The organism is Enterobacter pseudoroggenkampii (assembly GCF_026420145.1).
GTDB lineage: Bacteria > Pseudomonadota > Gammaproteobacteria > Enterobacterales > Enterobacteriaceae > Enterobacter > Enterobacter pseudoroggenkampii.
Window position 1 is genome coordinate 213,073 of the sequence record NZ_JAPMLV010000002.1, and the last position, 26,636, is coordinate 239,708.

Here is a 26,636-nt window from a genome sequence, read left to right on the forward strand (position 1 = left end):
TCACAGGATTAGAATATATCTGCCTGTAATGTGCTCTAAAAAGCATGAATGCGCAAAAAAAACACTGAATGCTAAAACATCAAAAAATGCTATTATCCGCTAACCTGTTATCAGGCACCTGCTGTTTTAAGGATGAGGATAGTATATGGATCAGGCTGGAATTATTCGCGACCTGCTCACCTGGCTGGAAGGTCATCTCGACCAGCCTTTGTCACTGGATAATGTGGCGGCTAAAGCAGGCTATTCCAAGTGGCATCTGCAAAGGATGTTCAAGGATGTCACCGGTCATGCTATCGGGGCCTATATTCGCGCGCGTCGTTTATCAAAATCTGCTGTGGCACTGCGCCTGACGGCGCGGCCAATTCTGGATATTGCCCTGCAATATCGTTTCGATTCGCAGCAGACCTTCACCCGCGCCTTTAAAAAACAGTTCTCGTTGACGCCAGCGCTTTATCGTCGCTCGCCTGACTGGAGCTCGTTTGGCATGCGTCCGCCGCTGCGTCTGGGCGAATTCGCGATGCCGAAATATGAAATTATTACCCTGCCGGAAACCCATCTGATCGGCACAACGCAGAGCTACTCCTGTTCACTGGAGCAGATTTCCGAGTTCCGTCATCAGATGCGCGTCCAGTTCTGGCGCGACTTCCTGAGCCACGCGCCGGCGATCCCGCCGATTCTGTATGGTCTCAACGAAACGCACCCGAGCCAGGAAAAAGACGACGAGCAGGAGGTGTTCTACACCACCGCGCTGACGCCGGATATGGCCAATGGCTACATTCAGGGTTCGAAGCCTGTCGTGCTGGAAGGCGGCGAATACGTGATGTTCGCCTATGAAGGGCTGGGAACGGGAGTTCAGGAGTTCATCCTGACCGTTTACGGAACCTGCATGCCGATGCTGAATCTGAATCGCCGTAAAGGTCAGGACATTGAGCGCTACTACCCGGCGCAGGATGCCAAACCGGAAGAAGGCCCAATCAATCTGCGTATGGAATTCTTGATTCCGATACGCCGTTAACGCTGCAGTTCGTCAAGCGCAGGGGCATCGAGATGCGAAATGTCCCCTGCCATCTCCACGACCCAACCTGACGCCAGCCACGCGCTTTCCTGATAATCAATCCGGGAAATGGAGCAGTTGCGCAGACGCAAACGGCGCTCGGCGTAAGCCGGTAACCCCAGAATGGTGCTCACCAGGCAACCCAACGCAATCCCGTGACTCACCAGCAGCGGACGGCTTCCTGCCGGGAGCTTCAGGCATTCCGCCAGTGCGGCATGCATACGTACGCTGAGCTCCTGCATAGATTCGCCCTCAGGAATACGGCCATCTTCGGTACCGTTCACCAGCGTGCGGCGCCAGCCCTCTTCCTTTTCCGTCAGCGTATCGATATGGCGTTTTTCCAGCACGCCCATATCCAACTCGCGCAGGCGCGGCTCAAGCATGACGTCACAGCCGCAGGCGTCCGCGATGATGCGCGCCGTCTGCTGTGTGCGACCTAAATCGCTGGTAATCACGTGGGTTATGCCCAGCGTTCTGGCGCGTTCCGCCACCTGCCACGCTTGCTGCACACCCTTCTCAGTGAGAGGACTATCTGACTGGCCTTGAATACGTCGCTCGGCGTTCCACTGCGTTTCACCGTGGCGAACAAGGTATACCTGTAACATGCTTTTTTTCCGTTATACTGCGATGAGTTTTTTTTGAATCGAGCTTAATTATGCACCATGTTGTCTCTGCTACCACTAATCCTGCCAAAATTCAGGCAATTCTAAGGGCATTTGACGAGATCTTCGGCGCAGGATCCTGCCATATTGAGGCCATCGGCGTCGAGAGTGGCGTGCCTGAACAGCCGTTTGGCAGCGAGGAAACGCGCGCTGGCGCACGAAATCGCGTGGCAAACGCTAAGGCCGCGGCACCGAATGCTGACTTTTGGGTAGCGATTGAAGCCGGTATCGACGAAGGCGCAACTTTTAGCTGGGTGGTGATCGAAAGCCGTGAACAGCGCGGTGAAGCGCGTTCGGCCACCCTTCCGCTGCCGGAGATCATTCTGGAAAAAGTCCGTGCGGGTGAAGCGCTCGGGCCGGTAATGTCGCAGTACACCGGCATCGATGAGATTGGTCGTAAAGAAGGGGCGATTGGCGTCTTTACCGCAGGCGCGCTGACGCGTTCAGGCGTTTACCACCAGGCGGTGATTTTGGCGTTAAGCCCGTTCCATAACACGATTTATCGTTGATCGCTTAATAAGACTGACTCGAGCCACTGGCGCAGCTCAACCGGCGCCGACTTCAGGCTGTTCGAGCCGCGGGTGATCGTTGCAATGCCCGCGCCGAGCTCATTCTTCAGCTCGCGCTGGCTCATCTCGCCGCGCAGCAGCTCTTCAATGATCCGCACGCGCGTGCCCAGCGCCTCGCGCTCGTCCGGCGTGAGCATCAGCTGCATCAGGGGTAAATGCAGATCCTGTTCGTAAGACTGGCGAAGCAGCTCCACAAAACGAAGCCACTCCTGATGACGTTGTTCGGCCATTGCCGAGGAATACGGGGAATGCTGGGTCATGTTATGCTGCCTCTTGTACTCATTAGCGAGTACAGCATAACACAACCCACGCCGATCAGTAACGTCTCTGCCACTCAGCATCGCTCATCAGGGTATCTTTCTGCCCCATGAAGTAGCGATAGTAGGCGTCATAGGCCAGCACGTTCTTCACGTAGCCGCGCGTTTCCGAGAACGGGATGCTCTCGACAAACGCCACGGCGTCGATGCGCCCGGCGCTGTTGCCGAGCCAGGTGCGCACACGTCCAGGCCCCGCGTTATACGCCGCCGACGAGAAGATGCGGTTATTGCCAAACTGCTGATACACGTACTGCAGGTAGCTGGTACCGATGTTGATGTTGGTATCCGGATCGAGAAGCTGTGACGGGCTGCTGTACCCAGGGATATTAAACATCTTCACCGTGTGCGTCGCCGTGCCCGGCATAATCTGCATCAGGCCGCTGGCGCCCACCGGGGAACGGACTTTCGGGTTCCATGCGCTCTCCTGACGGGCAATCGCCATCGCGTAGCTTTGCGGGATATCTTTGCCGCTGGTATAGCGATCGAATAGATCTTTGTACGCCAGCGGGAAACGCTCTTCCAGATGATCCCAGAGCTTGCCGGCGATCGTCGCCTGCACGCTGAGATCCCACCAGTGATTATCAAAGGCATAGCGAGCAAGCTGGGCTTTTTCGTCGGTGGTGCGGCTGGTCACCAGATTCGCCCACTCGCTGCGCGCGGTGTTATCCATATTCCAGTACATCAGCTCGCGAACGCGCGCCATTTCTGGCCCCTGCGTCAGCGCCGGGTTCGCGTTAGCGGGCGCTTTATCAATGCGGAAGGTATACTCCTCGCCCAGGCGCTGCGCGGCCGCCATCGGGTAGAACCCGCGCTGCTGCATCAGCGTATGGAGGATCTCTTTTGCTTCATCATCACGACCGCGCTCCAACAGCAGATCGGCCTGCCAGTAGCGCCATTCGTCTTTCTCTTTAGCCTCCATTGGCAACCGCGCGAGCCAGGTATTGAGCCCACGGCGATCGCCCGTGCCCAGCGCCATGCGCACGCGGCGTTCCACCAGCGACGTGGAGTTCGAACGCATAATGGCATCGTCACGCCAGCGCGCCTGTTCATCGGTCACATCGGTACCCATCAGTCGCCACGCCACGATATCGCGCAGCTCCTGGGTTTGCTCCTCATTAAGCTGCTGCGCCTGCACCAGCTGCGGGATCATCAGCCGCGCGTTTTCCACGTCGTCACGCGCCACGCTGGCAAAGGCCACCGCCGCCATCTGGCGGGTAAAATCGGTCGCGCCCGTACTGCGGGCAAAGGTCAGCACACTGTTCGGATCGTTAGCCAGCGAGATAACCGCGGTGGAGATTGTCTGGTAATCGGACGGCATCTGCCCCGCCAGCGTGGTCACCAGACGCGTGTTACCGGCTTTCATCGCCAGACGGATGCGCTCAAGGTAGGACAGCGGATCCTGTTTACCGGAAGCACGCCATGCGCCAAACAGGGAATCACAGGCGTTCGGCTGGTTTTTCCCGGTCAGCCAGAGCTCTTTCGCCCCGGCCCAGGCCTCTTCCTGCTGGCCGGTCGCCCATTTCGCGTAGTAGTAGTTACACTGGGCTTCGGTGGCGTTCGGCTTTTCAGGACTAAACGCCAGCAGTCCACGCCAGTCTTCGCGACGCGCCAGCTCATTCACAAAACGAGACTGGAGATTTCGGGCTGGCGGCAGGGTCGGGTTCGCCTGAATGAAGTTATTCACGGTGACGGTAGGCTGGTTCATCAGATCGTCAGTAATCTGGCGATACTCCAGATACGGATACAGCGGATAATCCTTTAGCGTCGGCATCAGCGCCTGCACGGTATCCATCTGCTTGTTGTCCCACGCCTGTTTAATCTGGGCGTAGCGGTTACGTTGTTCATCCAGTGAATCGGCATGCACCGACTGGCTTACCGCCATTACGCATACGCTGGCAGCCAGCAGACGCCAGACCACCCGTTTGGCTTTTTCCACAAGCTCTTCCTCATTGTTTTTTCGTCAATTGCAGCGTCTTGCCACGTCAAAGTCTAATTAACTTATGCTAACCAGGCATCCTTCAACGCGCCACGTCATGGACACTTTTTTACCTTTCTTGCGCGTTTTAACACTCCCGACGTTCCTGGCTGGGATTAGGCCGTGAAAAAGGCTACACTTCGAGGCTGAAATTCCTTCTCATTACGATAAAAGAGGCGAAGTCCAACGTGGCTCAATTCGTTTATACCATGCATCGTGTCGGCAAAGTTGTCCCGCCGAAACGTCATATTCTTAAAAATATCTCGCTGAGCTTCTTCCCGGGCGCAAAAATCGGTGTTCTGGGTCTCAACGGTGCCGGTAAGTCCACCCTGCTGCGCATCATGGCCGGCATTGATACAGACATCGAAGGTGAAGCCCGTCCGCAGCCTGGCATCAAGATCGGCTACCTGCCGCAGGAACCTCAGCTGAATCCGGAACACACCGTGCGTGAGTCCGTTGAAGAAGCGGTTTCCGAAGTGGTTAACGCCCTGAAAGGTCTGGATGAAGTGTATGCCAAATACGCCGAGCCGGATGCGGACTTCGACAAGCTGGCCGCGCAGCAGGGCAAGTATGAAGAGATTATCCAGGCGCACGACGGTCACAACCTGAACGTGCAGCTGGAGCGCGCGGCTGATGCCCTGCGTCTGCCGGACTGGGATGCGAAAATCGCGAACCTCTCCGGTGGTGAACGCCGCCGCGTGGCGCTGTGCCGCCTGCTGCTGGAAAAACCAGACATGCTGCTGCTCGACGAACCGACCAACCACCTGGATGCGGAATCCGTGGCGTGGCTGGAGCGCTTCCTGCACGACTTCGAAGGCACCGTTGTGGCGATCACCCACGACCGTTACTTCCTCGATAACGTCGCCGGCTGGATCCTGGAGCTGGACCGCGGCGAAGGTATTCCGTGGGAAGGCAACTACTCCTCCTGGCTGGAGCAGAAAGATCAGCGTCTGGCGCAGGAAGCGTCTCAGGAAGCGGCGCGTCGTAAGTCTATCGAGAAAGAGCTGGAGTGGGTGCGTCAGGGCGCGAAAGGCCGTCAGTCTAAGGGCAAAGCCCGTCTGGCACGCTTCGAAGAGCTGAACAACACCGAATACCAGAAACGTAACGAAACCAACGAACTGTTTATTCCACCTGGAGCACGTCTGGGGGATAAAGTGGTTGAAGTCAGCAACCTGCGTAAGTCTTACGGCGACCGCCTGCTGATCGACGACCTGAGCTTCTCCGTACCGAAAGGCGCTATCGTCGGCATCATTGGTCCGAACGGCGCGGGTAAATCAACCCTGTTCCGCATGATGTCCGGTCAGGAACAGCCTGATAGCGGCTCAATCACCCTGGGTGAAACCGTGAAGCTGGCCTCCGTTGACCAGTTCCGTGACGCGATGGATAACAGCAAAACCGTGTGGGAAGAAGTCTCCGGCGGTCTGGATATCATGCGTATCGGCAACACCGAGATGCCAAGCCGCGCCTACGTTGGTCGCTTTAACTTTAAAGGCACCGATCAGGGCAAACGCGTGGGCGAGCTGTCCGGCGGTGAGCGCGGTCGTCTGCACCTGGCGAAGCTGCTGCAGGTGGGCGGTAACGTTCTGCTGCTCGATGAACCAACCAACGACCTGGATATCGAAACCCTGCGCGCGCTGGAAAACGCCCTGCTGGAGTTCCCGGGCTGCGCGATGGTTATCTCGCACGACCGCTGGTTCCTGGACCGTATCGCGACCCACATCCTGGACTACCAGGACGAAGGTAAAGTGGAGTTCTTCGAAGGTAACTTCACCGAATACGAAGAGTACAAGAAACGCACGCTGGGCGCCGACGCGCTGGAGCCGAAGCGTATTAAGTACAAGCGTATTGCGAAATAAAAGCAAAACGGCAACTTCGGTTGCCGTTTTTTATGTTTGTACCCTCTCCCCGTGGGAGAGGGCCAGGGTGAGGGCATCAGGCCGCACAAAATCACCCACCCACGTAATACCGCTTCACCTCATCAAACTGCATTGCAAAGTCGATATAGCTCATCAGCGCGGGTGAGTTGAGCTTACGGCTCGGATAGGCCAGCCACAGGTCGTTTCCTTCAACGTTCCACTCCGGCAGTACCTGCACCAGCGCCCCTTTCTCGACCTTATCTTCCAGCAAAAAAGCCGGAAGGAGCGTAATCCCCGCACCGGCAATCGCACATTCGCGGGCGTATACCAGGTTATCGGTCATGTGCGCGTTATCCGGCAGGTAGCGGTAATCCTCGCTCTCGCTTCGCAGAAGCCACTCTGACCACGCCCGATGCGTAATGCTGCGGTGCTCCACCAGCTGACGGGGATGCGTCAGCGGCGCCCGGCGCGCCAGATAGTCCGGCGAAGCCAGCATGTAGCGCGGGCAGTGCCCGATCATGCGGCCAATCAGGGAGGAGTCCTGCGGCTTGCCGGTACGCAGCGCCACGTCAAACCCGGCCTCGACCAGGTCCACCACGTCATCAGAGATCGACACGTCCAGCGAAACCTCAGGATAGCGAAGCTGGAACTCGGCATTCATATGTGCCAGCAGCGTCGCCCCAATCCCAGCCGGACAGGTGATGCGCAGCCGCCCGCTCGGGTTTTCGCGCAGGCGCTGAATGGCGTACTCCGCCCGCTCGCTGGCCGCCAGCATTTCGCGGCAGTGCACCAGATAGTGCTCGCCCGCAAACGTGAGGCTGATCCTGCGCGTGGTGCGGTTGAGCAGGCGGATACCCACCTGCTGCTCCAGCTGGCTAATTCGCTGGCTGACGCTGGATTTCGGCAGTTCCGCTTTCTGCGCCGCCGCGGTAAAGCTGCCCATCTCCGCCACCAGCGCGAACAGCGCCATATCCTGCAGCTGCTTAAACATGATTGTTCATCCTGTACGAACGCTGAGTTCTTGATTGTCCATCTTATCATGCAGCTGGCCACTTAATAGACTAGCCTCAACAAAACGCATGCCATTGAGGAGCACACCATGTCAGTGAAAGCCATTGCCGTTAACCCTGAAAATCCCTCTACCTTCATTGAAATCACCCCGCCGATGCCGCAGCCCGGCGAGCACGATCTGCTGGTGGAGGTGAAGGCCGTCTCCGTTAACCCGGTCGATACCAAAGTCCACGCGGGCATTGCCAGGAACGGGCTGAACGCGCCGCGCATTCTCGGGTGGGATGCCAGCGGGATCGTCAAAGCCGTTGGGACGGGCGTGACCGGATTCAAGCCGGGAGATGAAGTGTGGTACGCGGGCGACATCACCCGTCCGGGCAGCAACACCACACACCAGCTGATCGATGCGCGCATTGTCGGGCATAAACCGGCAAGCCTCGGCTGGGCGGCTGCCGCTGCGCTACCGTTGACCGCACTCACCGCGTGGGAAGGCCTCTTTGAACGGCTGAACATTCAGGATGCCGGTACGGACAAAACCCTGCTGATCATCGGCGGTGCGGGCGGGGTGGGATCGCTGGCGATCCCGTTCGCGAAGCACAACAGCAAGGTGAAAATCATCGCAACCGCGTCGCGCGAAGATTCAGCCCAGTGGTGCCGCGATCGCGGTGCAGATGTGGTGGTGAACTACCGCGATCTGAAAGGCGAACTGGCGAAACACGGGCTGACCTTTGTGGATTATATTTTCATCCTCAACGATACCGACGGGCACTGGGATGCGGTCAGCGAACTGATTGCGCCTCAGGGGCATATCTGTTCTATCGTCGAGAATGAACGTCCGCTGAACCAGGACAAGCTGAAGTCGAAATCCGCCGCGCTGCACTGGGAATTTATGTACACCCGCAGCATGTACCAGACCGCTGATATGGCGCGTCAGGGTGAGATCCTCAATGAGGTGGCGAAGCTGGTGGATAACGGCGTGGTGGAAAGCTCGCTGAGTGAAACGCTGCACGGGCTGAGCGTGGAAAGCATTACCGAGGCGCACCGTAAGGTGCTGGACGGGCATATGCGCGGGAAAGTGGTGGTTGAGTATTGAGTGGCCTGATGCCCTCACCCCGGCCCTCTCCCACAGGGAGAGGGAGGTTAACGCTTACCCCTGCTCTCCCATCATCTCCTTCACCAGCTCGACGCAGCGCAGGAAACGGGAGTCGTAGTCCGACTCTTCCACGTGCACAAACTCAACGTTGTTTTCGTTGAGCATCTCCACCAGCATGGACTGGAACTCCCGCCGGTCCACGGAGCTGCCGAGGCTGCGCATGCCGTCGGCCACCCACGGGGTGTTGTTTTCCAGCAGGATCACCAGGTCAAAACGGTATTCGTCAATCAGCGCCTGCACGAACGGGTGCTCGCGCCCTTCGTATTTTTTACAGAACGCCTGCGTAGTGACAAAATCGGTATCGATAAACGCTACCTTGTTGGCGTATTTCACCGCGAAATCAATGTACTGGGCATGACCGAGCGCGATTTTGTCGTAGTCGGAATACTGCAGCGCCATCTCATCACCGCCCAGATGGGAGAAGACATAGTCGCGTCCGTACTCCCACGCGCTGGTGGTATTGAAGATGTTCGCCAGCTTGTTGACCAGCGTTGATTTCCCGCTCGACTCGCCGCCCAGGATCGCGACGGTGCGCACAAAGAACGGCTTCACTTCGGTCGGAATGTAATCCCAGTAGCGGAACGGGTTTTCGCGGATCTGCGCTCCGCTGATGTTCATGAAGGTGCGCTTCGGATCGATCAGTACCGTCTCGATGCCCAAATGCTCGCGGAACTGCGGCGCATCGGACTCTTCAGAGGTGTAGATCCAGTTAGGCGCAATGCCCTTCTCTTCCATAAACGCTTTGATGCCGTTGCTCCACACGTCCCAGCCGTGCGGGTACGGCTCCATACCTTCTTCGTTGAAGGCATGAATACGAATGTTTTTCTGGTACTTGAAGGTCTGAAGCAGCCAGCGCAGGCGGTCCGGCACGGTCGGCTGCTGCGACATGGCGCTCTCTTCAAACAGCTGACGGTCGCGGGTTTCGTCATAGCCCATGATGATGTGCAGCTCGTCCACCTGGCTACAGGCGCGCTGGATCAGATAGATATGCCCGGTATGCAGCGGGTAAAATTTGCCGAACACCACGCCGATGTTCTTTTGCATACGCGGGAATTCCAGCCCCAGAAAGCGGTGCAGCGCTTCGAGCTTCTGCGCGCTGGGGCTTTTGATTTTGGCGTTCAGCAGTTGGCTCAGGTAGCCTTTGGTCATGCCGCTGGCGTCTGCCACCTGCTGCAGCGTGCAGCCCTTCTGGCGGATAGCGGTCTTGATGTAGTCAAATGATGACATAAATTACGGTGCCTCCTGCAAAATCGAATACGTAATTATAAGTCGTCAAAGACATTTAACGCATCTGCGAGTTTCTTCACGCCAAAAACCTGCATCCCTTCCGGGATTTTTTTCGGCACGTTGGCGGCGGGAACGATCGCGCGACGGAAACCGTGTTTTGCCGCCTCGGAGATACGCTCCTGGCCGCTGGGCACCGGACGGATTTCCCCGGCAAGGCCCACTTCGCCGAAGACGACCAGATCCTGCGGCAGCGGTCTGTCGCGCAGGCTGGAGACCATCGCCAGCAGCAGCGCCAGGTCTGCGCTGGTCTCAGTGACTTTGACGCCGCCGACCACGTTCACAAAGACGTCCTGATCCGCCATCTGCAGCCCGCCGTGACGGTGCAGCACCGCCAGCAGGATCGCCAGACGGTTCTGTTCCAGACCGACCGCCACGCGCCGCGGGTTGCCCATCATCGACACGTCCACCAGCGCCTGAATTTCGACAAGCAGCGGGCGCGTCCCTTCCCATAGCACCATCACCGAGCTGCCGGAGGTGATCTCATCGCCACGGCTCAGGAAGATGGCCGACGGGTTGCTGACTTCGCGCAGCCCCTGCTCGGTCATGGCAAACACGCCCAGTTCGTTCACCGCCCCAAAGCGGTTTTTATGGCTGCGCAGGGTACGGAAGCGGGAGTCCGCGTCGCCGTCGAGCATCACGGAGCAGTCGATACAGTGTTCGAGCACCTTTGGCCCGGCCAGCGAGCCGTCTTTGGTCACATGACCCACCATCACAATCGCCACGCCGCGCGTTTTGGCAAAGCGCGTCAGGTAGGCCGCGGTTTCACGCACCTGCGCGACGCTGCCCGGCGAGGACTGGATGTCCGCCATGTGCATCACCTGGATGGAGTCGATCACCATCAGCTTCGGCTGCTCTTCTTCGGCGATCATGCAGATCTGCTCGATGCTGGTTTCCGACAGCATGTTCAGATTACCGGTCGGCAGGCCCAGACGGTGCGCGCGCATCGCCACCTGCTGCAGGGACTCTTCCCCCGTGACGTAGAGGGTTTTCATCTGTTCGGCGAGCTTGCAGAGCGTTTGCAGCAGCAGGGTTGACTTGCCCGCGCCCGGGTTACCGCCGATAAGAATCGCGCTGCCCGGCACTACGCCGCCTCCGAGCACGCGGTCAAACTCTTTGAACCCGGTGGAGAAGCGCGGCAGCTCTTCGAGGCTGATGTCCGAGAGCTTCTGGACTTTCGCTACGCCCGCATTGCCCGCGTAGCCGCTCAGGCGTTCATTGCGCGCCACGCTCGGCGAAGCCGCCACACCACGCACTTCGGTGATGGTGTTCCAGGCATGGCAGGCGCTGCATTGCCCCTGCCAGCGCGGATAATCCGCACCACATTCATTACAGACAAATGCGCGTTTTGGAGCTTTCGCCACGGTTTACCTCGTTATTTCTGTGCGGCCTGCGAGCCGGGTGGCGCTTACGCTTACCCGGCCTACAAAGCAGACCGTTATTTCTGATTAAGGCTGCCGGAGAGAATGCAGAACACCCCCATCAGGTCAGCGTGACGGATAGTCACTTCCGTCTTTTCATTCACTTTTGGCTTGGCGTGGTAGGCAATGCCCAGCCCGGCCGCTTTGATCATCGGCAGGTCGTTCGCGCCGTCCCCGATAGCGACGGTCTGGACAACCGGAATTTCATATTTTTCCGCCAGACGCGTCAGCGTATTGGCTTTGTACTGGGCATCCACGATATCGCCGATCACCTGGCCGGTCAGCTTGCCGTCCATGATCTCCAGCTCGTTGGCCACCACGGTGGTCAGATGCAGTTTTTCCCGCAGATAATCCGCGAAGAAGGTGAAGCCACCGGAGGCGATCGCCACTTTCCAGCCCAGCGACTGCAGCTTCAGCACCAGCTGCGTTAGCCCTGGCATCAGCGGCAGCACGTCGCGCACCTGGCGCAGAATGTTAGCATCGGCCCCTTTCAGGGTCGCCACGCGCTGTCTCAGGCTGGCGGTGAAGTCCAGCTCGCCCCGCATCGCACGCTCGGTCACTTCCGCCACCAGCTTGCCGCTGCCCGCCAGCTTCGCAATTTCGTCGATACACTCGATCTGAATGGCGGTAGAGTCCATGTCCATCACCAGCAGGCCCGGCGTTTTCAGATGCGGAATTTTACCCAGCGGCGCGACGTCCAGCCCGGCGTCATGCGCCAGACGCGTTGCGCGCTGCGTCAGAGAGCCCGCCAGGCGAATAACCTGGTAGTCTTCCACGCACCAGGCGGCGACGATGACCATCGCCGCCCCCAGCTTGCTTTGATACTGGGTCAGGCGTTGCTTATCCAGACCGCGTCCGTAGAGGAGCCAGCCGCTACGACCGGCGTGGTAATCCAGAGGCATCACCTCATCGCCACTTAAAGAGAGCGGCAATCCTGGCCATAAAGAGACATCCGTTGGCAGGTCACACCAGGTAATGTTCGGCATTAAAGCTCCTGTAGTTTCGTTCGCGCCTGAAGGTTGCAGAGGGAAAATAACGCATGAGGCTACCCTGTAACCATCACTTCTGGCAACATTAAGCCGTAAATTTTCAGCAGGTGGAATATGGCTCGCGCAAAACTGAAATTCCGGCTCCATCGCGCCGTGATTGTCCTCTCCTGTCTCGCACTGTTAGTGGTGCTGATGCAAGGGGCATCCTGGTTTAGCCAGAACCATCAACGGCAACGCAACCCGCAGTTTGAAGAGCTGGCCCGCACGCTGGCACGCCAGGTGACGCTCAACGTCGCGCCATCCATGCGTACTGAAACGCCGGACGATAAGCGGATAGGCCAGGTTTTACGCCAGCTCACGGAGAACAGCCGCATTCTTGATGCCGGCGTCTATGATGAGCAAGGTAACCTGATTGCCCGCGCGGGCGAGCACGTCGACGTGCGCGACAGGCTAGCGCTGGACGGTAAAAAAGCCGGGGGCTATTTTAACCAGCAGATCGTCGAACCTATTCAGGGAAAGAATGGTCCGCTTGGCTACCTGCGCCTGACTCTCGATACCCACACCCTGCCCACTGAAGCCAAACAGGTCGATAATACCACCAATATTCTGCGCCTGATGCTGCTGCTTTCACTCGCCATCGGCGTTGTGCTGGCACGCACCCTGCTTCGGGGCAAGCGCTCGCGCTGGCAGCAATCCCCGTTCCTGCTGACCGCCAGCAAATCCGTCCCTGAAGACGAAGAGAGCGAGAAGAAAGAATAGTGATAAAGTAGGCGAACGATTCGGAAAAGGAACTTTGCCATGACGACGTTACGCCTGCTTATCTCTGACTCTTACGATCCCTGGTTTAATCTCGCGGTAGAAGAGTGCATCTTCCGCCAGATGCCCGCCACCCAGCGCGTACTGTTTCTCTGGCGTAACGCCGATACGGTGGTCATTGGTCGTGCGCAAAACCCGTGGAAAGAGTGCAACACCCGGCGTATGGAAGAGGACAACGTCCGCCTGGCGCGCCGGAGCAGCGGCGGCGGCGCGGTGTTCCACGATCTGGGCAATACCTGCTTTACCTTTATGGCAGGAAAACCGGAGTACGACAAAACCATCTCTACTTCCATTGTCCTCAATGCGCTGAATTCACTCGGCGTGAAGGCTGAAGCTTCCGGACGTAACGATCTGGTGGTCAAAACCCCGGAGGGCGACCGGAAGGTCTCCGGCTCCGCCTACCGCGAAACGATGGATCGCGGGTTCCACCACGGCACCCTGTTGCTGAATGCCGATCTGAGCCGTCTGGCGAACTACCTGAATCCGGACAAGAAAAAGCTCCAGGCTAAGGGGATTACCTCCGTGCGCGGGCGCGTGGCGAATCTGGTGGAGCTGCTGCCGGGGATTACGCACGAGCAGATTTGCGATGCGATCCGTGACGCGTTCTTTGAACATTACGGCGAGCGCGTGAAAGCCGAAGTGATCTCTCCTGACAAAACCCCGGACCTGCCCAACTTTGCGGAAACCTTCGCCCGCCAGAGCAGCTGGGAGTGGAACTTCGGCCAGGCTCCTGCGTTTTCCCATCTGCTGGATGAGCGTTTTACCTGGGGCGGCGTGGAGCTGCATTTTGACGTGGAGAAAGGCCATATCACCCGCACGCAGGTGTTTACCGATAGCCTGAATCCGGCACCGTTAGAGGCGCTGGCGGCACGTTTGCAGGGCTGTTTATACCGGGCGGATATGCTGCAGCAAGAATGCGACGCGTTGATTGGGGATTTCCCGGAGCAGGAAAAAGAGTTAAGGGATTTGTCAGCATGGATTGCGCAGGCCGTACGTTAAGTGCGGTTTGGTGCCCTCACCCCGGCCCTCTCCCACAGGGAGAGGGAGGGAAGAGACAGAATTACTCTTTATCGCCCAGCAGAACGGATTCCAGCGCGATTTTGATCATGTCGTTGAAGGTCGTCTGACGCTCAGCGGCGGTGGTCTGCTCGTGGGTACGGATATGGTCGGACACGGTGCAGATGGTGAGCGCTTTCGCACCAAACTCCGCCGCAACGCCGTAGATGCCCGCAGCTTCCATTTCCACGCCCAGGATGCCGTATTTTTCCATCACGTCGAACATCTCACCGCCGTCTGGTGCATAGAACAGGTCAGCAGAGAAGAGGTTACCCACGCGCGCGTCAACGCCCAGCGCTTTTGCCGCGTCAACCGCGTCACGCACCATGCCGAAGTCTGCAATTGCCGCGAAGTCATGGTCTTTGAAACGCATGCGGTTAACTTTGGAATCGGTGCAGGCACCCATACCAATAACGATGTCGCGCAGCTTAACGTCCATACGCACCGCGCCGCAGGAGCCAACGCGGATGATTTTCTTCACGCCGAAGTCGGTGATCAGCTCTTTGGTGTAGATAGAGCAGGATGGGATACCCATACCGTGGCCCATGACGGAGATTTTGCGGCCTTTATAGGTACCGGTGAAGCCCAGCATGCCGCGAACGTTGTTCACTTCACGCACGTCTTCGAGGAAGGTTTCTGCAATGTGCTTCGCGCGCAGCGGGTCGCCCGGCATCAATACGACGTCAGCGAAATCACCCATTTCTGCATTAATGTGAGGAGTTGCCATCTTCAGTTCCTTTTACATTGTTTATTCTTTTCACCCTCTCCCTGTGGGAGAGGGCCGGGGTGAGGGCATCAGACCGCACCCTACATGATTCAGAACATGGCCTTGCCATATTCCATGTCAGACGTACCAAAGTATTTCGCGATAGTCTGGCCGATGTCCGCGAAGGTTTCACGGTGACCGAGCGAGCCCGGCTTCACTTTCGGGCCGTACACCAGCACCGGAATGTGCTCACGGGTGTGGTCGGTCCCGGTCCAGGTTGGGTCACAGCCGTGGTCCGCGGTCAGGATCAGAATGTCATCTTCACCCACCAGCTCCATCAGCTCCGGCAGACGGCGGTCGAACAGCTCAAGACCCGCAGCATAACCCGCGACGTCGCGACGGTGCCCCCAGGAGGAGTCGAAGTCCACGAAGTTGGTGAAGACAATGGTCTTGTCGCCCGCTTCTTTCATCTCTTTGATGGTGGCATCGAACAGCGCATCCAGACCGGTGGCTTTGACCTTTTTGGTGATGCCGCAGTTGGCGTAGATGTCCGCGATTTTACCCACGGACACCACGTGACCGTCTTTCTCATCGACCAGCTTCTGCAGCACTGTCGGTGCCGGTGGCTCAACGGCCAGGTCATGACGGTTACCGGTACGCTGGAAGTTTCCCGCTTTGTCGCCGATAAACGGACGCGCGATCACGCGGCCAATGTTGTAGCCGCCTTCGGTCAGCTCTTCGCGGGCGATTTCGCACAGCTCGTAGAGTTTATCCAGGCCAAACGTCTCTTCGTGGCAGGCAATCTGGAACACGGAGTCAGCAGAGGTGTAGAAAATCGGCTTGCCGGTTTTCATATGCTCTTCGCCGAGCTGGTCCAGAATCACGGTACCGGAAGAGTGGCAGTTACCGAGGTAGCCCGGCAGGTTGGCACGCTTCACTAGCTTATCGAGCAGCTCCTGCGGGAAGCTGTTCTCGTGATCGGAGAAGTAACCCCAGTCGAACAGCACCGGCACACCTGCGATTTCCCAGTGGCCAGACGGGGTGTCTTTACCGGAGGAGAGCTCGTGCGCCCAGGCATAGGCGCCCACGACTTCCGCGTTGCCGTCCATACCGGCTGCGATTTTACCGGTAGAGCCTTCATGCGCTTTCACCAGCCCGAGGCGGGTCAGGTTAGGTAGAGTCAGAGGGCCTTTACGACCGTTGTCCGCTTCGCCTTTCGCACAGGCTTCCGCGATGTGACCCATGGTATCGGAACCCACGTCACCAAAACGTTCTGCATCTTCGGTTGCGCCGATGCCGAATGAGTCCAGCACCATAATAAATGCACGTTTCATAATTGTTCTCCGTACGTAGTGCTTCAAAAATTATCGATCAGATCAGTATACCGCTATTCGGTGATACGGCGATAGACAGTCGGTGTGGTTTCCGGTGCTTTATCGTCAAGCGTGATGGCCGCTTTCACCGCTTTCGCCGCTTCCTGCCAGCTGGCTTCGTCTTTGGCGTGGATCACCGCCAGCGGACGTTGGCCGTCAACGCTGTCGCCCAGACGGGCCATATCGGTAAAGCCGACGCTGTAATCAATGGTGTCTGAAGCCTGACGACGGCCGCCGCCCATTGAGACCACTGCCATGCCGAGGGCACGGGTGTCCATGGCGGAGACAAACCCTTCGCTATCGGCATACACCGCTTTGCTGAGCGTCGCGGTTGGCAGGTACTTCGCGTAATTTTCGACGAAATCGGTCGGGCCTTTTTGTGCCGCGACCATGCGGCCGAAGATCTCCGCCGCTTTGCCGTTGTCCAGCACCGCCTGCAGCTTCGCGCGGGCGTCGGCGTCGTCTTTGGCGAGCTTGCCGGAGATTAACATCTCCACGCACAGCGCCATGGTGACGTCGAACAGACGCGGGTTACGGTATTCCCCGGTGAGGAACTGGACGGCTTCACGCACTTCGACGGCGTTACCGGCGCTGGAAGCCAGCACCTGGTTCATATCGGTGAGCAGTGCGGTAGTGCGCACGCCTGCGCCGTTGGAGACGCCAACGATCGCTTCGGCCAGCGCCTCAGAGAGTTCATAGGTTGGCATAAACGCGCCGCTGCCTACCTTCACGTCCATCACCAGCGCGTCCAGCCCTTCTGCCAGCTTCTTCGCCAGGATAGAGGCGGTGATCAGCGGGATGGAGTCAACGGTCGCGGTGATGTCGCGGGTCGCGTAGAAACGCTTGTCTGCCGGAGCAAGAGAGCTGGTCTGGCCGATAATCGCCACACCAACGTCTTTAATAATGTCGCGGAAGCGGTTGTCATCCGGGAAGATATCGAAGCCCGGAATAGCTTCCAGTTTGTCGAGCGTACCGCCGGTGTGGCCCAGGCCGCGCCCGGAGATCATCGGGATGTAACCGCCACAGGCTGCCACCATTGGGCCGAGCATCAGGGAGGTCACGTCACCCACGCCGCCGGTGGAGTGTTTATCCACAATCGGGCCGTTAGGGTTGAGGCTTTTCCAGTCCAGAACGGTTCCTGAATCTCGCATCGCCATGGTCAGCGACACGCGCTCAGGCATCGACATATCGTGGAAGAAAATGGTCATCGCCAGAGCCGCAATCTGCCCTTCTGAGACGGTGTTATCACGAATGCCGTTAATGAAGAAGCGGATCTCTTCGTCGCTTAATGCATGACCATCACGTTTTTTACGAATAATTTCTTGTGCGAGAAACACGGTAACCTCCATGCGGAATCGGGGGAGTTGTGGCGGGTGGCGCTACGCTTACCCGCCCTACGATCCTGTAGGCCGGATAAGCGAAGCGTCATCCGGCGTTGTCTGGCAATCAGTAGCTGCTTGCGCTCTTACCGTCGCCGTGACCCAGCGCCTTCAGCAGGCTAGCCAGCAGGCTGGACGCACCGAAACGGTAGTGACGGGAATCGGCCCAGTCGGCGCCGAACAGTTCGTCAGCAATCGCCAGGAACTGCTGCGCGTCTTCGGCGGTACGCACGCCGCCCGCAGGTTTGAAGCCTACGGTTTTGGAGACGCCCATGTCGCGGATCACTTCCATCATGATGCGCGCGCTTTCCGGGGTGGCGTTAACCGGCACTTTACCGGTAGAGGTTTTAATGAAATCCGCACCGGCTTTGATGGAGATTTCAGATGCCTTACGAATCAGCGCCTCTTCTTTCAGCTCGCCGGTTTCGATGATCACTTTAAGCAGCACGTTTGCCGCCGCACACGCGTCTTTACAGGCCTTCACCAGGTCAAAACCGACCTGCTCATTGCCGGCGATCAGCGCGCGGTACGGGAACACCACGTCAACTTCGTCTGCACCGTAAGCAATCGCCGCGCGGGTTTCTGCCAGCGCAATCTCGATATCGTCGTTGCCGTGCGGGAAGTTAGTCACGGTTGCAATGCGCACGTCCGGCGTGCCCTGCTCTTTCAGAGTTTTACGGGCAATCGGGATAAAGCGCGGGTAGATACAAACGGCTGCGGTGTTACCCACTGGCGTTTTCGCCTGATGGCACAGGGCGATGACTTTCTCATTGGTGTCGTCATCGTTCAGGGTAGTCAGGTCCATCAGTTTCAACGCGCGCAGGCTGCTTGCAGTTAAATCGGTCATAACAATCTCCAACGGCAGTGCCGTATAAATTTTACCTTGCGGGTCTGTGAGTATTCTAACATCCACCCGCATCCACACTTCGACATTCATCACAGTTAATGAAAACTGCGTACAAATTTGCATTACTGTAATGAGATCTTCTTCAAACTTTAGTGCGCAAATTGCCGACTAAAGCAGCAATACCCCCTGTGGGATCAAAAGCGCCAACAGGCAGGCTTTCTACAATCCGTTCATCATCCGCAGAACATTCAAGGAAGCGAATATGCCCCACTCCAGCCCCGACGCCCTGCAGCAACGTTGCCAGCAGATTGTGACAAGCCCGGTGTTATCCGCGGAACAAAAACGTCATTTTCTGGCGCTGGAAGCGGAAAACAACCTGCCGTATCCGGCACTTCCTGAAGCTGCGCGCGCCGCGCTGGACGAGGGGTTTATCTGCGACATGTTCGAAGGCCATGCGCCTTACAAACCCCGTTACGTTCTGCCGGATTACGCAAAATTTCTGGCTAACGGTTCAGAATGGCTGGAGCTGGAAGGGGCAAAAGATCTCGACGATGCCCTCTCGCTGCTAACCATCCTTTATCACCACGTTCCGTCCGTCACATCGATGCCGGTCTATCTCGGCCAGCTTGATGCGCTGCTGCAACCATATGTTAGAATTCTAACACAAGAAGAAATCAATAGCCGAATAAAACGTTTCTGGCGCTATCTTGACCGTACGCTGCCGGATGCCTTTATGCATGCCAATATCGGGCCGGAAGATACGCCCATCACCCGTGCCATTCTGCGTGCCGATGCAGAGCTGAAGCAGGTCGCGCCGAACCTGACCTTTATTTATGATCCAGAGGCCACCCCGGACGACCTGCTGCTTGAGGTGGCAAAAAACATATGTGAATGCAGTAAACCGCACATTTCTAATGGCCCGGTGAATGATAAAATTTTCACAAAAGGTCGTTATGGCGTGGTGAGCTGTTACAACTCCCTGCCTCTGGCTGGCGGTGGCAGCACCCTGGTGCGCCTTAACCTCAAAGCCATTGCTGAATGCAGCACGTCCATTGAAGACTTCTTCACCCGCACGCTCCCGCACTATTGCCAGCAGCAAATGGCCATCATCGATGCACGCTGTGGTTTCCTGTACGAGCAATCTGGCTTCTTTGAGAATAGCTTCCTGGTAAAAGAGGGGCTGATTGATGCCGATCGGTTTGTGCCGATGTTTGGCATGTACGGTCTGGCGGAAGCGGTAAACGTGCTCTGTGAGAAAGCTGGCATCGCGGGACGTTACGGCAAAGATGAGCAGGCCAACGCGCTGGGCTATCGCATCAGCGAACAGCTTGCGGTGTTTGTCGAAAACACGCCGGTGAAGCACGGCTGGAAGCAGCGCGCGATGCTTCACGCGCAGTCGGGGATCAGCTCCGACTCCGGCACCACGCCGGGCGCGCGCCTGCCCTACGGCGACGAGCCGGATCCCATCAGCCACCTGCTGGCGGTAGCTCCCCATCACAAGCACTACTCTTCCGGGATAAGCGATATCCTGACGCTGGATGAGACGGTAAAACGCAACCCGCAGGCGGTGGTTCAGCTGTGCCTGGGCGCGTTCAGGGCGGGTATGCGCGAGTTTACCGCCAACGTGGCGGGTAACGATCTGGTGCGCGTCACCGGGTATATGGTGCGGCTATCGGATCTGGAGAAATACCGGGAAGCAGGGTCGAGAACGAACACCACGTGGCTGGGGGAAGAAGCCGCACGCAATACCCGCATTCTGGAACGTCAGCCGCGCGTGATTAGCCATGAACAGCAGATGCGCTTTAGTTAGTCAGGTCATTCCTTTTTCCTGCGTGGACGGGCCGGGCAGCCGCCTGGCCCTGTTCCTGCAGGGCTGTAACCTGCGCTGTAAAACCTGCCACAACCCGTGGACGATTGGCCGCTGCAACGACTGCGGGGACTGTGTGCCCCACTGTCCGCACGATGCGCTGACCATTCAGGCCGGGCGCGTCTGGTGGCAGGAGAGCGACTGCCAGCAGTGCGACACCTGTCTGCACCTGTGTCAGCAGCAGGCAACGCCTATGGCGCACCGCTTCAGCGTGGAAGAGATCCTCGCTCAGATCCGCAAATCCGCACCGTTTATCGAAGGGATCACCGTCAGCGGTGGTGAAGCCACAACGCAATTACCGTTTTTGATCGCCCTGTTCACCGCGATCAAAGCCGATCCTGCCCTGCGCCACCTCACCTGTCTGGTCGACAGCAACGGTCTGTTAAGCGAAACCGGCTGGGAAAAGCTGCTGCCGGTACTGGATGGCGCGATGCTGGATCTGAAGGCGTGGGACAATGAGCATCACCGTTTTCTGACCGGGCGCGAAAACCCGCAGATTAAACAGAGTATTCGCTGGCTGGCACAGCATCAACGGCTGACTGAATTGAGGCTCCTGGTGATCCCAGAGCAATGTGATTATCTGGAACATCTGAAACCGCTGACAACGTTTATCCACGGGCTGGGGAATATTCCGGTGCGTATTAACGCGTTTCAAGCGCATGGCGTGTACGGTGAGGCGGCATCATGGCGCAGCGCCACGCCCGAGGACGTTGAACCGCTGGCGCGGGCGCTGGAAAAACAGAAGATAACGGTGATCCGCCCGGCGCTTTACCTATAGCGTGATACCAAATACCGACCGCGTATTTTCCAGCAGCGCATCGGCAATCACCTCTTCAGGCTCTTTTCGCAGTTCACACAGGGTGGCAAACACGCGCGCCGCCTGTTCCGGGCGATTCGGCTGACCCTGAAAACCATTCAGTGGCATATCCGGCGCGTCGGTTTCCAGCAGAAGCGCCGACAGCGGCAGCTGCGCCATCACGTCCCGGGTTTTACTGGCGCGCGGATAGGTGATGGTGCCACCGACGCCGATTTTATAGCCCAGCTCAATAAAACGCTGCGCCTGCTGCAGGCTGCCGGAGAAACCGTGCACGACGCCCCTGCGCGGCAGATCGATGCGCTTCAGGTGCATTGCCAGCTTATCGTGCGTGCGTCTTGAATGGAGGATCACCGGCAGATCGTGACGCTTCGCCAGCCTGAGCTGCGCGTCGAGGATCGTCTGCTGGCGCTCAAACTGCGGGTTCTCGCGATAAAGATCGAGGCCGATCTCCCCGATGGCGACAAGCTTGTCGCCTGCGGTCTGCACTATCTCATCAAGTCTCTCTATGTGCTCATCACGATGCCGCTCAATCACGATCGGATGCAGGCCGAGCGCCGCATAGAGCGCGGGGTGCCGTGCAGAAAGATCCAGCACGCGGGAAAAGTACGCCGCTTCCACTGACGGCACAATGATGGCCTGAACGCCTGCGTCAGCGGCTTTCGCAATGCTTTGCGCTTCCTCCCCCGTAAACGGCGGGAAATCAAAGTGGCAGTGGGTATCGACAAAGCGGTGCGTCACGCCAGATCCTCGTTATCCAGTAAAGCGTCATTCGCCTGCGGAATATCCACCAGCGGCATCGTCAGGGCATCGTTAGCGACAATCGCAGGCGGCGTAATAATGCGTTTATGGCGATGAAGCGGCGGTTGCTCCGCCAGCATTTTCCCCACCGTTGCCAGGAAGTAGCGCCCGCACAGCCGTCCCGTTTTGTAATCCATGCGCAGCGCAGGGACGCGGCTGCCCAAGGCCATGCTCAGCAGCGGCTTAGGCGGATAGATTTCAAAAATACGCAGCTTACCCGGCGGTTTTTCAATGAAGCGCTGCATCGCGCCGTAGGTGGTTTCATGCTGCTTCGCGATGTTCACCAGCGGCTGCAGGCTGCTGTCGCCCAACCAGCGCTCCATCCGTTTAAACCACTGCGGCGTGTAATACATTTGCGACGGTACGGTACGGATCACCACAATGGTTTTCGCCCCGCGACGGGCGGCTTCCTGCACCGGTACCGCGTCACTGATCCCCCCGTCCAGATAGCTAATGCCGTCCAGCAGCGCACCGGTACGATAAAAACCGGGGATCGCGCTGGAGGCACGGATGATGTCCAGCCAGTTCTCTTTCTGAGGCGAAAAATAGCCCGGCGAATAGTCATCCCCCCGGCTGGCGCACATCCAGAATTCTTTGCCGCTATCAAACAGACGGGCCGCGGTGTCCATGGCCAGCGGCATCTGGCTGGAGGTCGACTCCAGCAGCCAGTCGAGATCGATCAGGTTACCGCCGCGCACAAAGCGCACCGGATTAAAAAACTCTTTCGCCGTGGTATAGCGCATGATGACCTTTCGCGCGTAGCCGGGCTGGTTGCAGACATAGGCAGAAAGGTTCTGCGCCCCGGCAGACGTGCCGAAGTAGAGGTCAAACGGGTTGAACTGCGCGCGCATAAATTCGTCCAGCACGCCGGCGGTGAAAATGCCGCGCTGTCCTCCACCTTCGCAGACCAGCGCGAGTTGACCTGCGCGAAACGGTTTTAACGTCAGCGGCGCAATATTGCCGAGCGTAACGGGAATTCGTTGCCCCACCTCTGCTTTCCTGTTTTGATTATTTTATAACACCACAGTAACGCACCCGACCTGTTACGCAAATAAGAAAAAGCCAGTCACTGCGACTGGCTTTTTTTTGTTGAAGGAATATTGCGTTTGCTACGGACGTCTACGACCCGTAAACAGGCTGACCAGGAACAGAATAATACCCACAACGAAGACAATTTTAGCTGCCCATGCCGCTGTACCTGCCAGTCCACCAAAGCCCAATGCGGCGGCAATTAACGCGATAACCAGAAATATAATGCCCCAACGAAACATAAGCTTCTCCTTTACCATAGTTAATGTCGGCCGCTAAACGTGAGCGCTCAGGTCACTCACCGGCGTTTTTCCAGAGTCGTTCTTATATCGCCCGCAGGTGTTAGCCAGGCGGGCGAATGGTCCAGATTTACTTCGTTTTCAGATCGTTTTTAACGCTTTTCACACCATCAATCGCTTTCGCAATGGACTCGGCACGTTCACTTTGCGCCTGCGAATCTACCGTACCGGAAAGCTGAACCACACCATCGGTGGTTTCTACTTTCACCTTACGGGACGGCACGATGTCATCTGCTAAAAGTTTAGCTTTGATTTCACTGGTGGTGGCGGCATCACCGGCGTAACCTTTCACCGACGCGTTTTTGCCGTCACGGACGTGCAGTTTATCGCTGACGGAGGCAACACCTTCGACGCCTTTCGCCACTTTCACCGCCTGTTCTGCCTGAGCCTGGCTTTCAACAAAGCCGCTCAGCGTGACCACTTTCTTGTCGGTCTTAACGGAAATATCGGTGCTCTTAATGGCTTCATCATCCACCAGTGCGGCTTTCACTTTTGCTGTGATTGAGCTGTCATCCATGAAGTTGCCGACTTTATTCATAGAGCTATCGATTTTTTGCCCTGCGCTATCGGCCGTGGATTGTGCTTTATCCATGGTGCTGCTTTCCGCGAGGGCGGAGCCGCTCACCAGAACGCTACCCAGGGTTACAGCCAGCAGAGTTTTAGAAATCTTCAGTCTTGTCATATTCATCGATCTATTCCTGTGTTGACCCGTTATTCGGGCTACGCACTTCCTTAGTAGTGATATATATTGCGAATAAACACACGGGCAAAATGGATAACCTAAAGTCATGCATTGAACAGTTAATTTATCCACGCCCGGTGTTAAACACTGAGTTAAATATAGATCACTCTCACAGAGCCGCTTTCAGAATTGGGTAAAAAACGCGCGAATAGCGTGAAATTGCGTTGAATTAAGAACATTCCGCAAGGGATTAATAAGACAGGAATTAAAGAAGAGCACGGCGGCAGCCGTGCTCTGAGAGGGGATTAGTGCTCGCGGGTTTTACGGAACTGAACGTCGGGATAACGTTCCTGCGTCAGGTTCAGGTTCACCATGGTTGGCGCGATATAGGTCAGGTTATCGCCACCATCCAGCGCCAGCTGAACTTCATTCTTACGCTTAAACTCTTCGAATTTCTTCACGTCAGAACACTCAACCCAGCGCGCGGTCGCGACGTTCACCGACTCGTAAATCGCTTCCACGTTGTATTCGCTCTTCAGACGCGCGACAACCACGTCAAACTGCAGCACGCCGACCGCGCCAACGATCAGATCGTTGTTCGCGATTGGGCGGAAGACCTGCACGGCGCCCTCCTCGGAGAGCTGCACCAGGCCTTTCAGCAGCTGTTTCTGCTTCAGCGGATCGCGCAGACGGATACGACGGAACAGCTCCGGCGCAAAGTTCGGAATGCCGGTGAACTTCATCATTTCGCCCTGGGTGAAGGTATCGCCGATCTGAATAGTGCCATGGTTGTGCAGACCGATGATGTCACCCGGATAGGCTTCTTCAACGTGCGAACGGTCACCCGCCATAAAGGTCAGGGCGTCGGAGATCACCACATCTTTCCCGGTACGCACCTGGCGCAGCTTCATGCCCTTTTCATACTTACCGGACACCACGCGCATAAAGGCCACGCGGTCGCGGTGTTTCGGGTCCATGTTGGCCTGAATTTTGAACACGAAGCCGGTGAATTTCTCTTCCTGCGCTTCCACTTCACGGGTATCGGTTTTACGCGGCATCGGACGCGGCGCCCACTCCACCAGACCGTCCAGCATGTGGTCAACGCCGAAGTTACCCAGTGCGGTACCGAAGAAGACCGGAGTGATTTCACCGCTCAGGAACAGCTCTTTGTCGAACTCGTGAGACGCGCCCTTCACCAGCTCCAGCTCGTCGCGCAGCTGCGCGGCCAGCTCTTCGCCAACCGCCGCGTCCAGATCCGGGTTGTCCAGACCTTTCACGATGCGCACTTCCTGAATGGTGTGGCCTTTACCGGTCTGATACAGGTAAGTTTCGTCTTTATAGAGGTGATAAACCCCTTTGAACAGCTTACCGCAGCCGATTGGCCAGGTGATTGGAGCACAGGCGATCTTCAGCTCGTTTTCCACTTCATCCATCACTTCCATCGGATCGCGGATGTCACGGTCGAGTTTGTTCATAAAGGTGAGGATCGGCGTATCGCGCAGACGGGTGACTTCCATCAGCTTACGGGTCCTGTCTTCGACACCTTTCGCGGCGTCGATCACCATCAGACAGCAGTCCACCGCCGTCAGGGTACGGTAGGTATCTTCGGAGAAGTCTTCGTGCCCCGGGGTGTCCAGCAGGTTCACCAGGCAGTCGTGATACGGGAACTGCATCACGGAGGTGGTAATCGAAATACCACGCTGCTTTTCCATCTCCATCCAGTCAGATTTTGCATGCTGGCTGGAGCCACGGCCTTTCACGGTACCCGCAGTCTGGATCGCCTGTCCGAACAGCAACACCTTCTCAGTGATGGTCGTTTTACCGGCATCCGGGTGCGAGATAATGGCAAAAGTGCGGCGCTTGGCCACCTCTTGCAGATAAGGAGACAACGTCATAATTAAATCTTCTTTTATAAGCGCGGCAGCACGCCACGCATCATGGAATACAAAATTGCGGCTATTTTACCCATCAACGGGGGGCAGGCAATCATTGTTTACACAGGAGTTGCTCCAGTTCGTTCAACGACGTCACGGTCCAGGTCGGCTCGATGCCTTCAGGCTTCACGCGGCCATGCGCGTTAAGCCAGACGGTCGACAGACCGGCCTTCATGCCGCCCAGAATATCTGACTCTGCCGTATCCCCCACCATCAGGACGCGATCGCGGTCGGGATTACCGGCCTGCGCCAGCGCATAATCGAAAATTCGCGGATCCGGTTTAGGTACACCCACCTCTTCCGAGATCACCAGCGCGTCGAAATGATCGCGCAGACCGGTGCGCTCGAGGCGGATCTGCTGCAGGGCGGTAAAACCGTTGGTGATGATCCCCAGTTTTACCTTACCTTTCAACGCGTTCAGCAGGGAAACCGCGCCCGGCAGTGGCGCGCAGATATCCGTCATCGCGTTCAGAAACGCCTCGTTCAGCGTCCCCGGACTGACCTTTAAACGTTCCGCCCAGACGTCAAAGCGCTGGTGCTGAAGCTGTAACGCGGTGATGGCACCGTTCTGGTAATCCACCCACAGCGGCTTGTTGACCGCCTGATAGTCCTGAAAATCTTCAGCGGTGAAGGTCACGCTATAGTCGAGAAACATCCGCTGCAGGCCGCCGAACGAATCGAACGTAAACAGCGTTTCGTCGGCATCAAAGAAAATCCAGTCCCATTTCATCGTTACAACCTTATT

At 57.4% G+C, this 26,636-nt stretch carries 25 protein-coding genes; 8 read left to right on the plus strand and 17 right to left on the minus strand.

The annotated features are described in order from the left end of the window. Positions 1-145 precede the first annotated feature (145 nt). Complete coding sequence (gene robA, locus OTG14_RS14190; RefSeq protein ID WP_024907406.1) at positions 146-1,015, plus strand: MDR efflux pump AcrAB transcriptional activator RobA; 870 nt, start codon at positions 146-148, stop codon at positions 1,013-1,015. Here the strand turns inward: robA and gpmB are convergent. After that, on the minus strand, positions 1,012-1,659 hold the full coding sequence (gene gpmB / locus OTG14_RS14195) for a 2,3-diphosphoglycerate-dependent phosphoglycerate mutase GpmB (RefSeq protein WP_048989680.1): 648 nt from the start codon (positions 1,657-1,659) through the stop codon (positions 1,012-1,014). The two genes, robA and gpmB, sit on opposite strands and share 4 nt — an antisense overlap. A gap of 50 nt (positions 1,660-1,709) precedes the next feature. Between gpmB and yjjX the strand changes: the two genes are divergently transcribed. After that, complete coding sequence (yjjX, locus tag OTG14_RS14200; RefSeq protein WP_267215270.1) at positions 1,710-2,225, plus strand: inosine/xanthosine triphosphatase; 516 nt, start codon at positions 1,710-1,712, stop codon at positions 2,223-2,225. Here the strand turns inward: yjjX and trpR are convergent. Both trpR and sltY read right to left on the minus strand, forming a co-directional pair. Continuing rightward, positions 2,216-2,545 (minus strand): trp operon repressor, encoded by a 330-nt coding sequence (trpR, locus tag OTG14_RS14205; RefSeq protein ID WP_024907404.1) that lies wholly within the window; start codon positions 2,543-2,545, stop codon positions 2,216-2,218. The two genes, yjjX and trpR, sit on opposite strands and share 10 nt — an antisense overlap. Positions 2,546-2,600: 55 nt before the next feature. Then, positions 2,601-4,538 (minus strand): murein transglycosylase, encoded by a 1,938-nt coding sequence (gene sltY / locus OTG14_RS14210; RefSeq protein WP_267215271.1) that lies wholly within the window; start codon positions 4,536-4,538, stop codon positions 2,601-2,603. A gap of 227 nt (positions 4,539-4,765) precedes the next feature. On the opposite strand from sltY, the gene ettA reads away from it, so the two are divergent. Beyond that, complete coding sequence (ettA, locus tag OTG14_RS14215; RefSeq protein ID WP_032660788.1) at positions 4,766-6,433, plus strand: energy-dependent translational throttle protein EttA; 1,668 nt, start codon at positions 4,766-4,768, stop codon at positions 6,431-6,433. 91 nt (positions 6,434-6,524) lie between these two features. On the opposite strand, the gene OTG14_RS14220 is transcribed toward ettA, so the two are convergent. After that, a complete protein-coding gene (locus OTG14_RS14220) occupies positions 6,525-7,424 on the minus strand; it encodes a LysR family transcriptional regulator (protein WP_024907402.1) in 900 nt (299 codons plus the stop codon). Positions 7,425-7,532: 108 nt separating this feature from the next. Between OTG14_RS14220 and OTG14_RS14225 the strand changes: the two genes are divergently transcribed. Then, positions 7,533-8,534: a zinc-binding alcohol dehydrogenase family protein gene (locus OTG14_RS14225; RefSeq protein ID WP_157188584.1), complete on the plus strand. Its 1,002-nt coding sequence runs from the start codon at positions 7,533-7,535 to the stop codon at positions 8,532-8,534. A 54-nt stretch (positions 8,535-8,588) separates the two neighbouring features. On the opposite strand, the gene nadR is transcribed toward OTG14_RS14225, so the two are convergent. From nadR to serB, 3 genes are all read right to left on the minus strand, one after another. After that, on the minus strand, positions 8,589-9,821 hold the full coding sequence (gene nadR / locus OTG14_RS14230; protein ID WP_024907400.1) for a multifunctional transcriptional regulator/nicotinamide-nucleotide adenylyltransferase/ribosylnicotinamide kinase NadR: 1,233 nt from the start codon (positions 9,819-9,821) through the stop codon (positions 8,589-8,591). Between the two features lie 35 nt (positions 9,822-9,856). Then, the gene (radA, locus tag OTG14_RS14235; RefSeq protein WP_014068810.1) at positions 9,857-11,242 is read right to left on the minus strand and encodes a DNA repair protein RadA; all 1,386 of its coding nucleotides are present in this window, start codon (positions 11,240-11,242) and stop codon (positions 9,857-9,859) included. Positions 11,243-11,316: 74 nt separating this feature from the next. After that, positions 11,317-12,285 (minus strand): phosphoserine phosphatase, encoded by a 969-nt coding sequence (gene serB / locus OTG14_RS14240; RefSeq protein ID WP_267215272.1) that lies wholly within the window; start codon positions 12,283-12,285, stop codon positions 11,317-11,319. 117 nt (positions 12,286-12,402) lie between these two features. Between serB and OTG14_RS14245 the strand changes: the two genes are divergently transcribed. Both OTG14_RS14245 and lplA read left to right on the plus strand, forming a co-directional pair. After that, on the plus strand, positions 12,403-13,047 hold the full coding sequence (locus tag OTG14_RS14245) for a YtjB family periplasmic protein (protein ID WP_061715993.1): 645 nt from the start codon (positions 12,403-12,405) through the stop codon (positions 13,045-13,047). A 39-nt stretch (positions 13,048-13,086) separates the two neighbouring features. Further along, a complete protein-coding gene (gene lplA, locus OTG14_RS14250; protein ID WP_061715994.1) occupies positions 13,087-14,103 on the plus strand; it encodes a lipoate--protein ligase in 1,017 nt (338 codons plus the stop codon). 61 nt (positions 14,104-14,164) lie between these two features. Here lplA and deoD read toward each other — a convergent pair whose 3' ends face one another. From deoD to deoC, 4 genes are all read right to left on the minus strand, one after another. Continuing rightward, on the minus strand, positions 14,165-14,887 hold the full coding sequence (gene deoD / locus OTG14_RS14255; RefSeq protein WP_032649888.1) for a purine-nucleoside phosphorylase: 723 nt from the start codon (positions 14,885-14,887) through the stop codon (positions 14,165-14,167). A gap of 89 nt (positions 14,888-14,976) precedes the next feature. Then, a complete protein-coding gene (gene deoB / locus OTG14_RS14260) occupies positions 14,977-16,200 on the minus strand; it encodes a phosphopentomutase (protein WP_048991061.1) in 1,224 nt (407 codons plus the stop codon). A gap of 53 nt (positions 16,201-16,253) precedes the next feature. Beyond that, the gene (gene deoA, locus OTG14_RS14265; protein WP_267215273.1) at positions 16,254-17,576 is read right to left on the minus strand and encodes a thymidine phosphorylase; all 1,323 of its coding nucleotides are present in this window, start codon (positions 17,574-17,576) and stop codon (positions 16,254-16,256) included. A gap of 109 nt (positions 17,577-17,685) precedes the next feature. Next, positions 17,686-18,465, minus strand: a complete 780-nt coding sequence (deoC, locus tag OTG14_RS14270) for a deoxyribose-phosphate aldolase (RefSeq protein ID WP_003856543.1) — start codon at positions 18,463-18,465, stop codon at positions 17,686-17,688. A gap of 262 nt (positions 18,466-18,727) precedes the next feature. On the opposite strand from deoC, the gene OTG14_RS14275 reads away from it, so the two are divergent. Together OTG14_RS14275 and OTG14_RS14280 are read left to right on the plus strand one after the other, a co-directional pair. Further along, positions 18,728-20,275 carry a YjjI family glycine radical enzyme gene (locus OTG14_RS14275; protein WP_267215274.1) on the plus strand — a complete coding sequence of 516 codons (1,548 nt, stop codon included), beginning with the start codon at positions 18,728-18,730 and terminating at the stop codon, positions 20,273-20,275. Continuing rightward, positions 20,250-21,110 (plus strand): YjjW family glycine radical enzyme activase, encoded by an 861-nt coding sequence (locus OTG14_RS14280; protein WP_248272771.1) that lies wholly within the window; start codon positions 20,250-20,252, stop codon positions 21,108-21,110. The genes OTG14_RS14275 and OTG14_RS14280 overlap by 26 nt, the downstream gene beginning before the upstream one ends. Here OTG14_RS14280 and OTG14_RS14285 read toward each other — a convergent pair. The 6 genes from OTG14_RS14285 to yjjG all read right to left on the minus strand — a co-directional run bounded on the left by OTG14_RS14285 (position 21,105) and on the right by yjjG (position 26,621). Further along, the gene (locus OTG14_RS14285) at positions 21,105-21,887 is read right to left on the minus strand and encodes a TatD family hydrolase (protein ID WP_024908267.1); all 783 of its coding nucleotides are present in this window, start codon (positions 21,885-21,887) and stop codon (positions 21,105-21,107) included. The genes OTG14_RS14280 and OTG14_RS14285 overlap by 6 nt on opposite strands. Beyond that, complete coding sequence (locus OTG14_RS14290; RefSeq protein ID WP_024908268.1) at positions 21,884-22,936, minus strand: patatin-like phospholipase family protein; 1,053 nt, start codon at positions 22,934-22,936, stop codon at positions 21,884-21,886. The genes OTG14_RS14285 and OTG14_RS14290 overlap by 4 nt, the downstream gene beginning before the upstream one ends. A gap of 120 nt (positions 22,937-23,056) precedes the next feature. Next, positions 23,057-23,218 carry a DUF1328 domain-containing protein gene (locus tag OTG14_RS14295; RefSeq protein ID WP_003856556.1) on the minus strand — a complete coding sequence of 54 codons (162 nt, stop codon included), beginning with the start codon at positions 23,216-23,218 and terminating at the stop codon, positions 23,057-23,059. Between the two features lie 127 nt (positions 23,219-23,345). Then, positions 23,346-23,963 carry a molecular chaperone OsmY gene (gene osmY, locus OTG14_RS14300; RefSeq protein WP_008502075.1) on the minus strand — a complete coding sequence of 206 codons (618 nt, stop codon included), beginning with the start codon at positions 23,961-23,963 and terminating at the stop codon, positions 23,346-23,348. A gap of 299 nt (positions 23,964-24,262) precedes the next feature. Beyond that, the gene (gene prfC, locus OTG14_RS14305) at positions 24,263-25,852 is read right to left on the minus strand and encodes a peptide chain release factor 3 (RefSeq protein ID WP_024908269.1); all 1,590 of its coding nucleotides are present in this window, start codon (positions 25,850-25,852) and stop codon (positions 24,263-24,265) included. Positions 25,853-25,943: 91 nt separating this feature from the next. Further along, positions 25,944-26,621, minus strand: coding sequence for a pyrimidine 5'-nucleotidase (gene yjjG, locus OTG14_RS14310; protein WP_267215275.1), 678 nt, complete (start codon positions 26,619-26,621; stop codon positions 25,944-25,946). Positions 26,622-26,636: the final 15 nt, after the last annotated feature.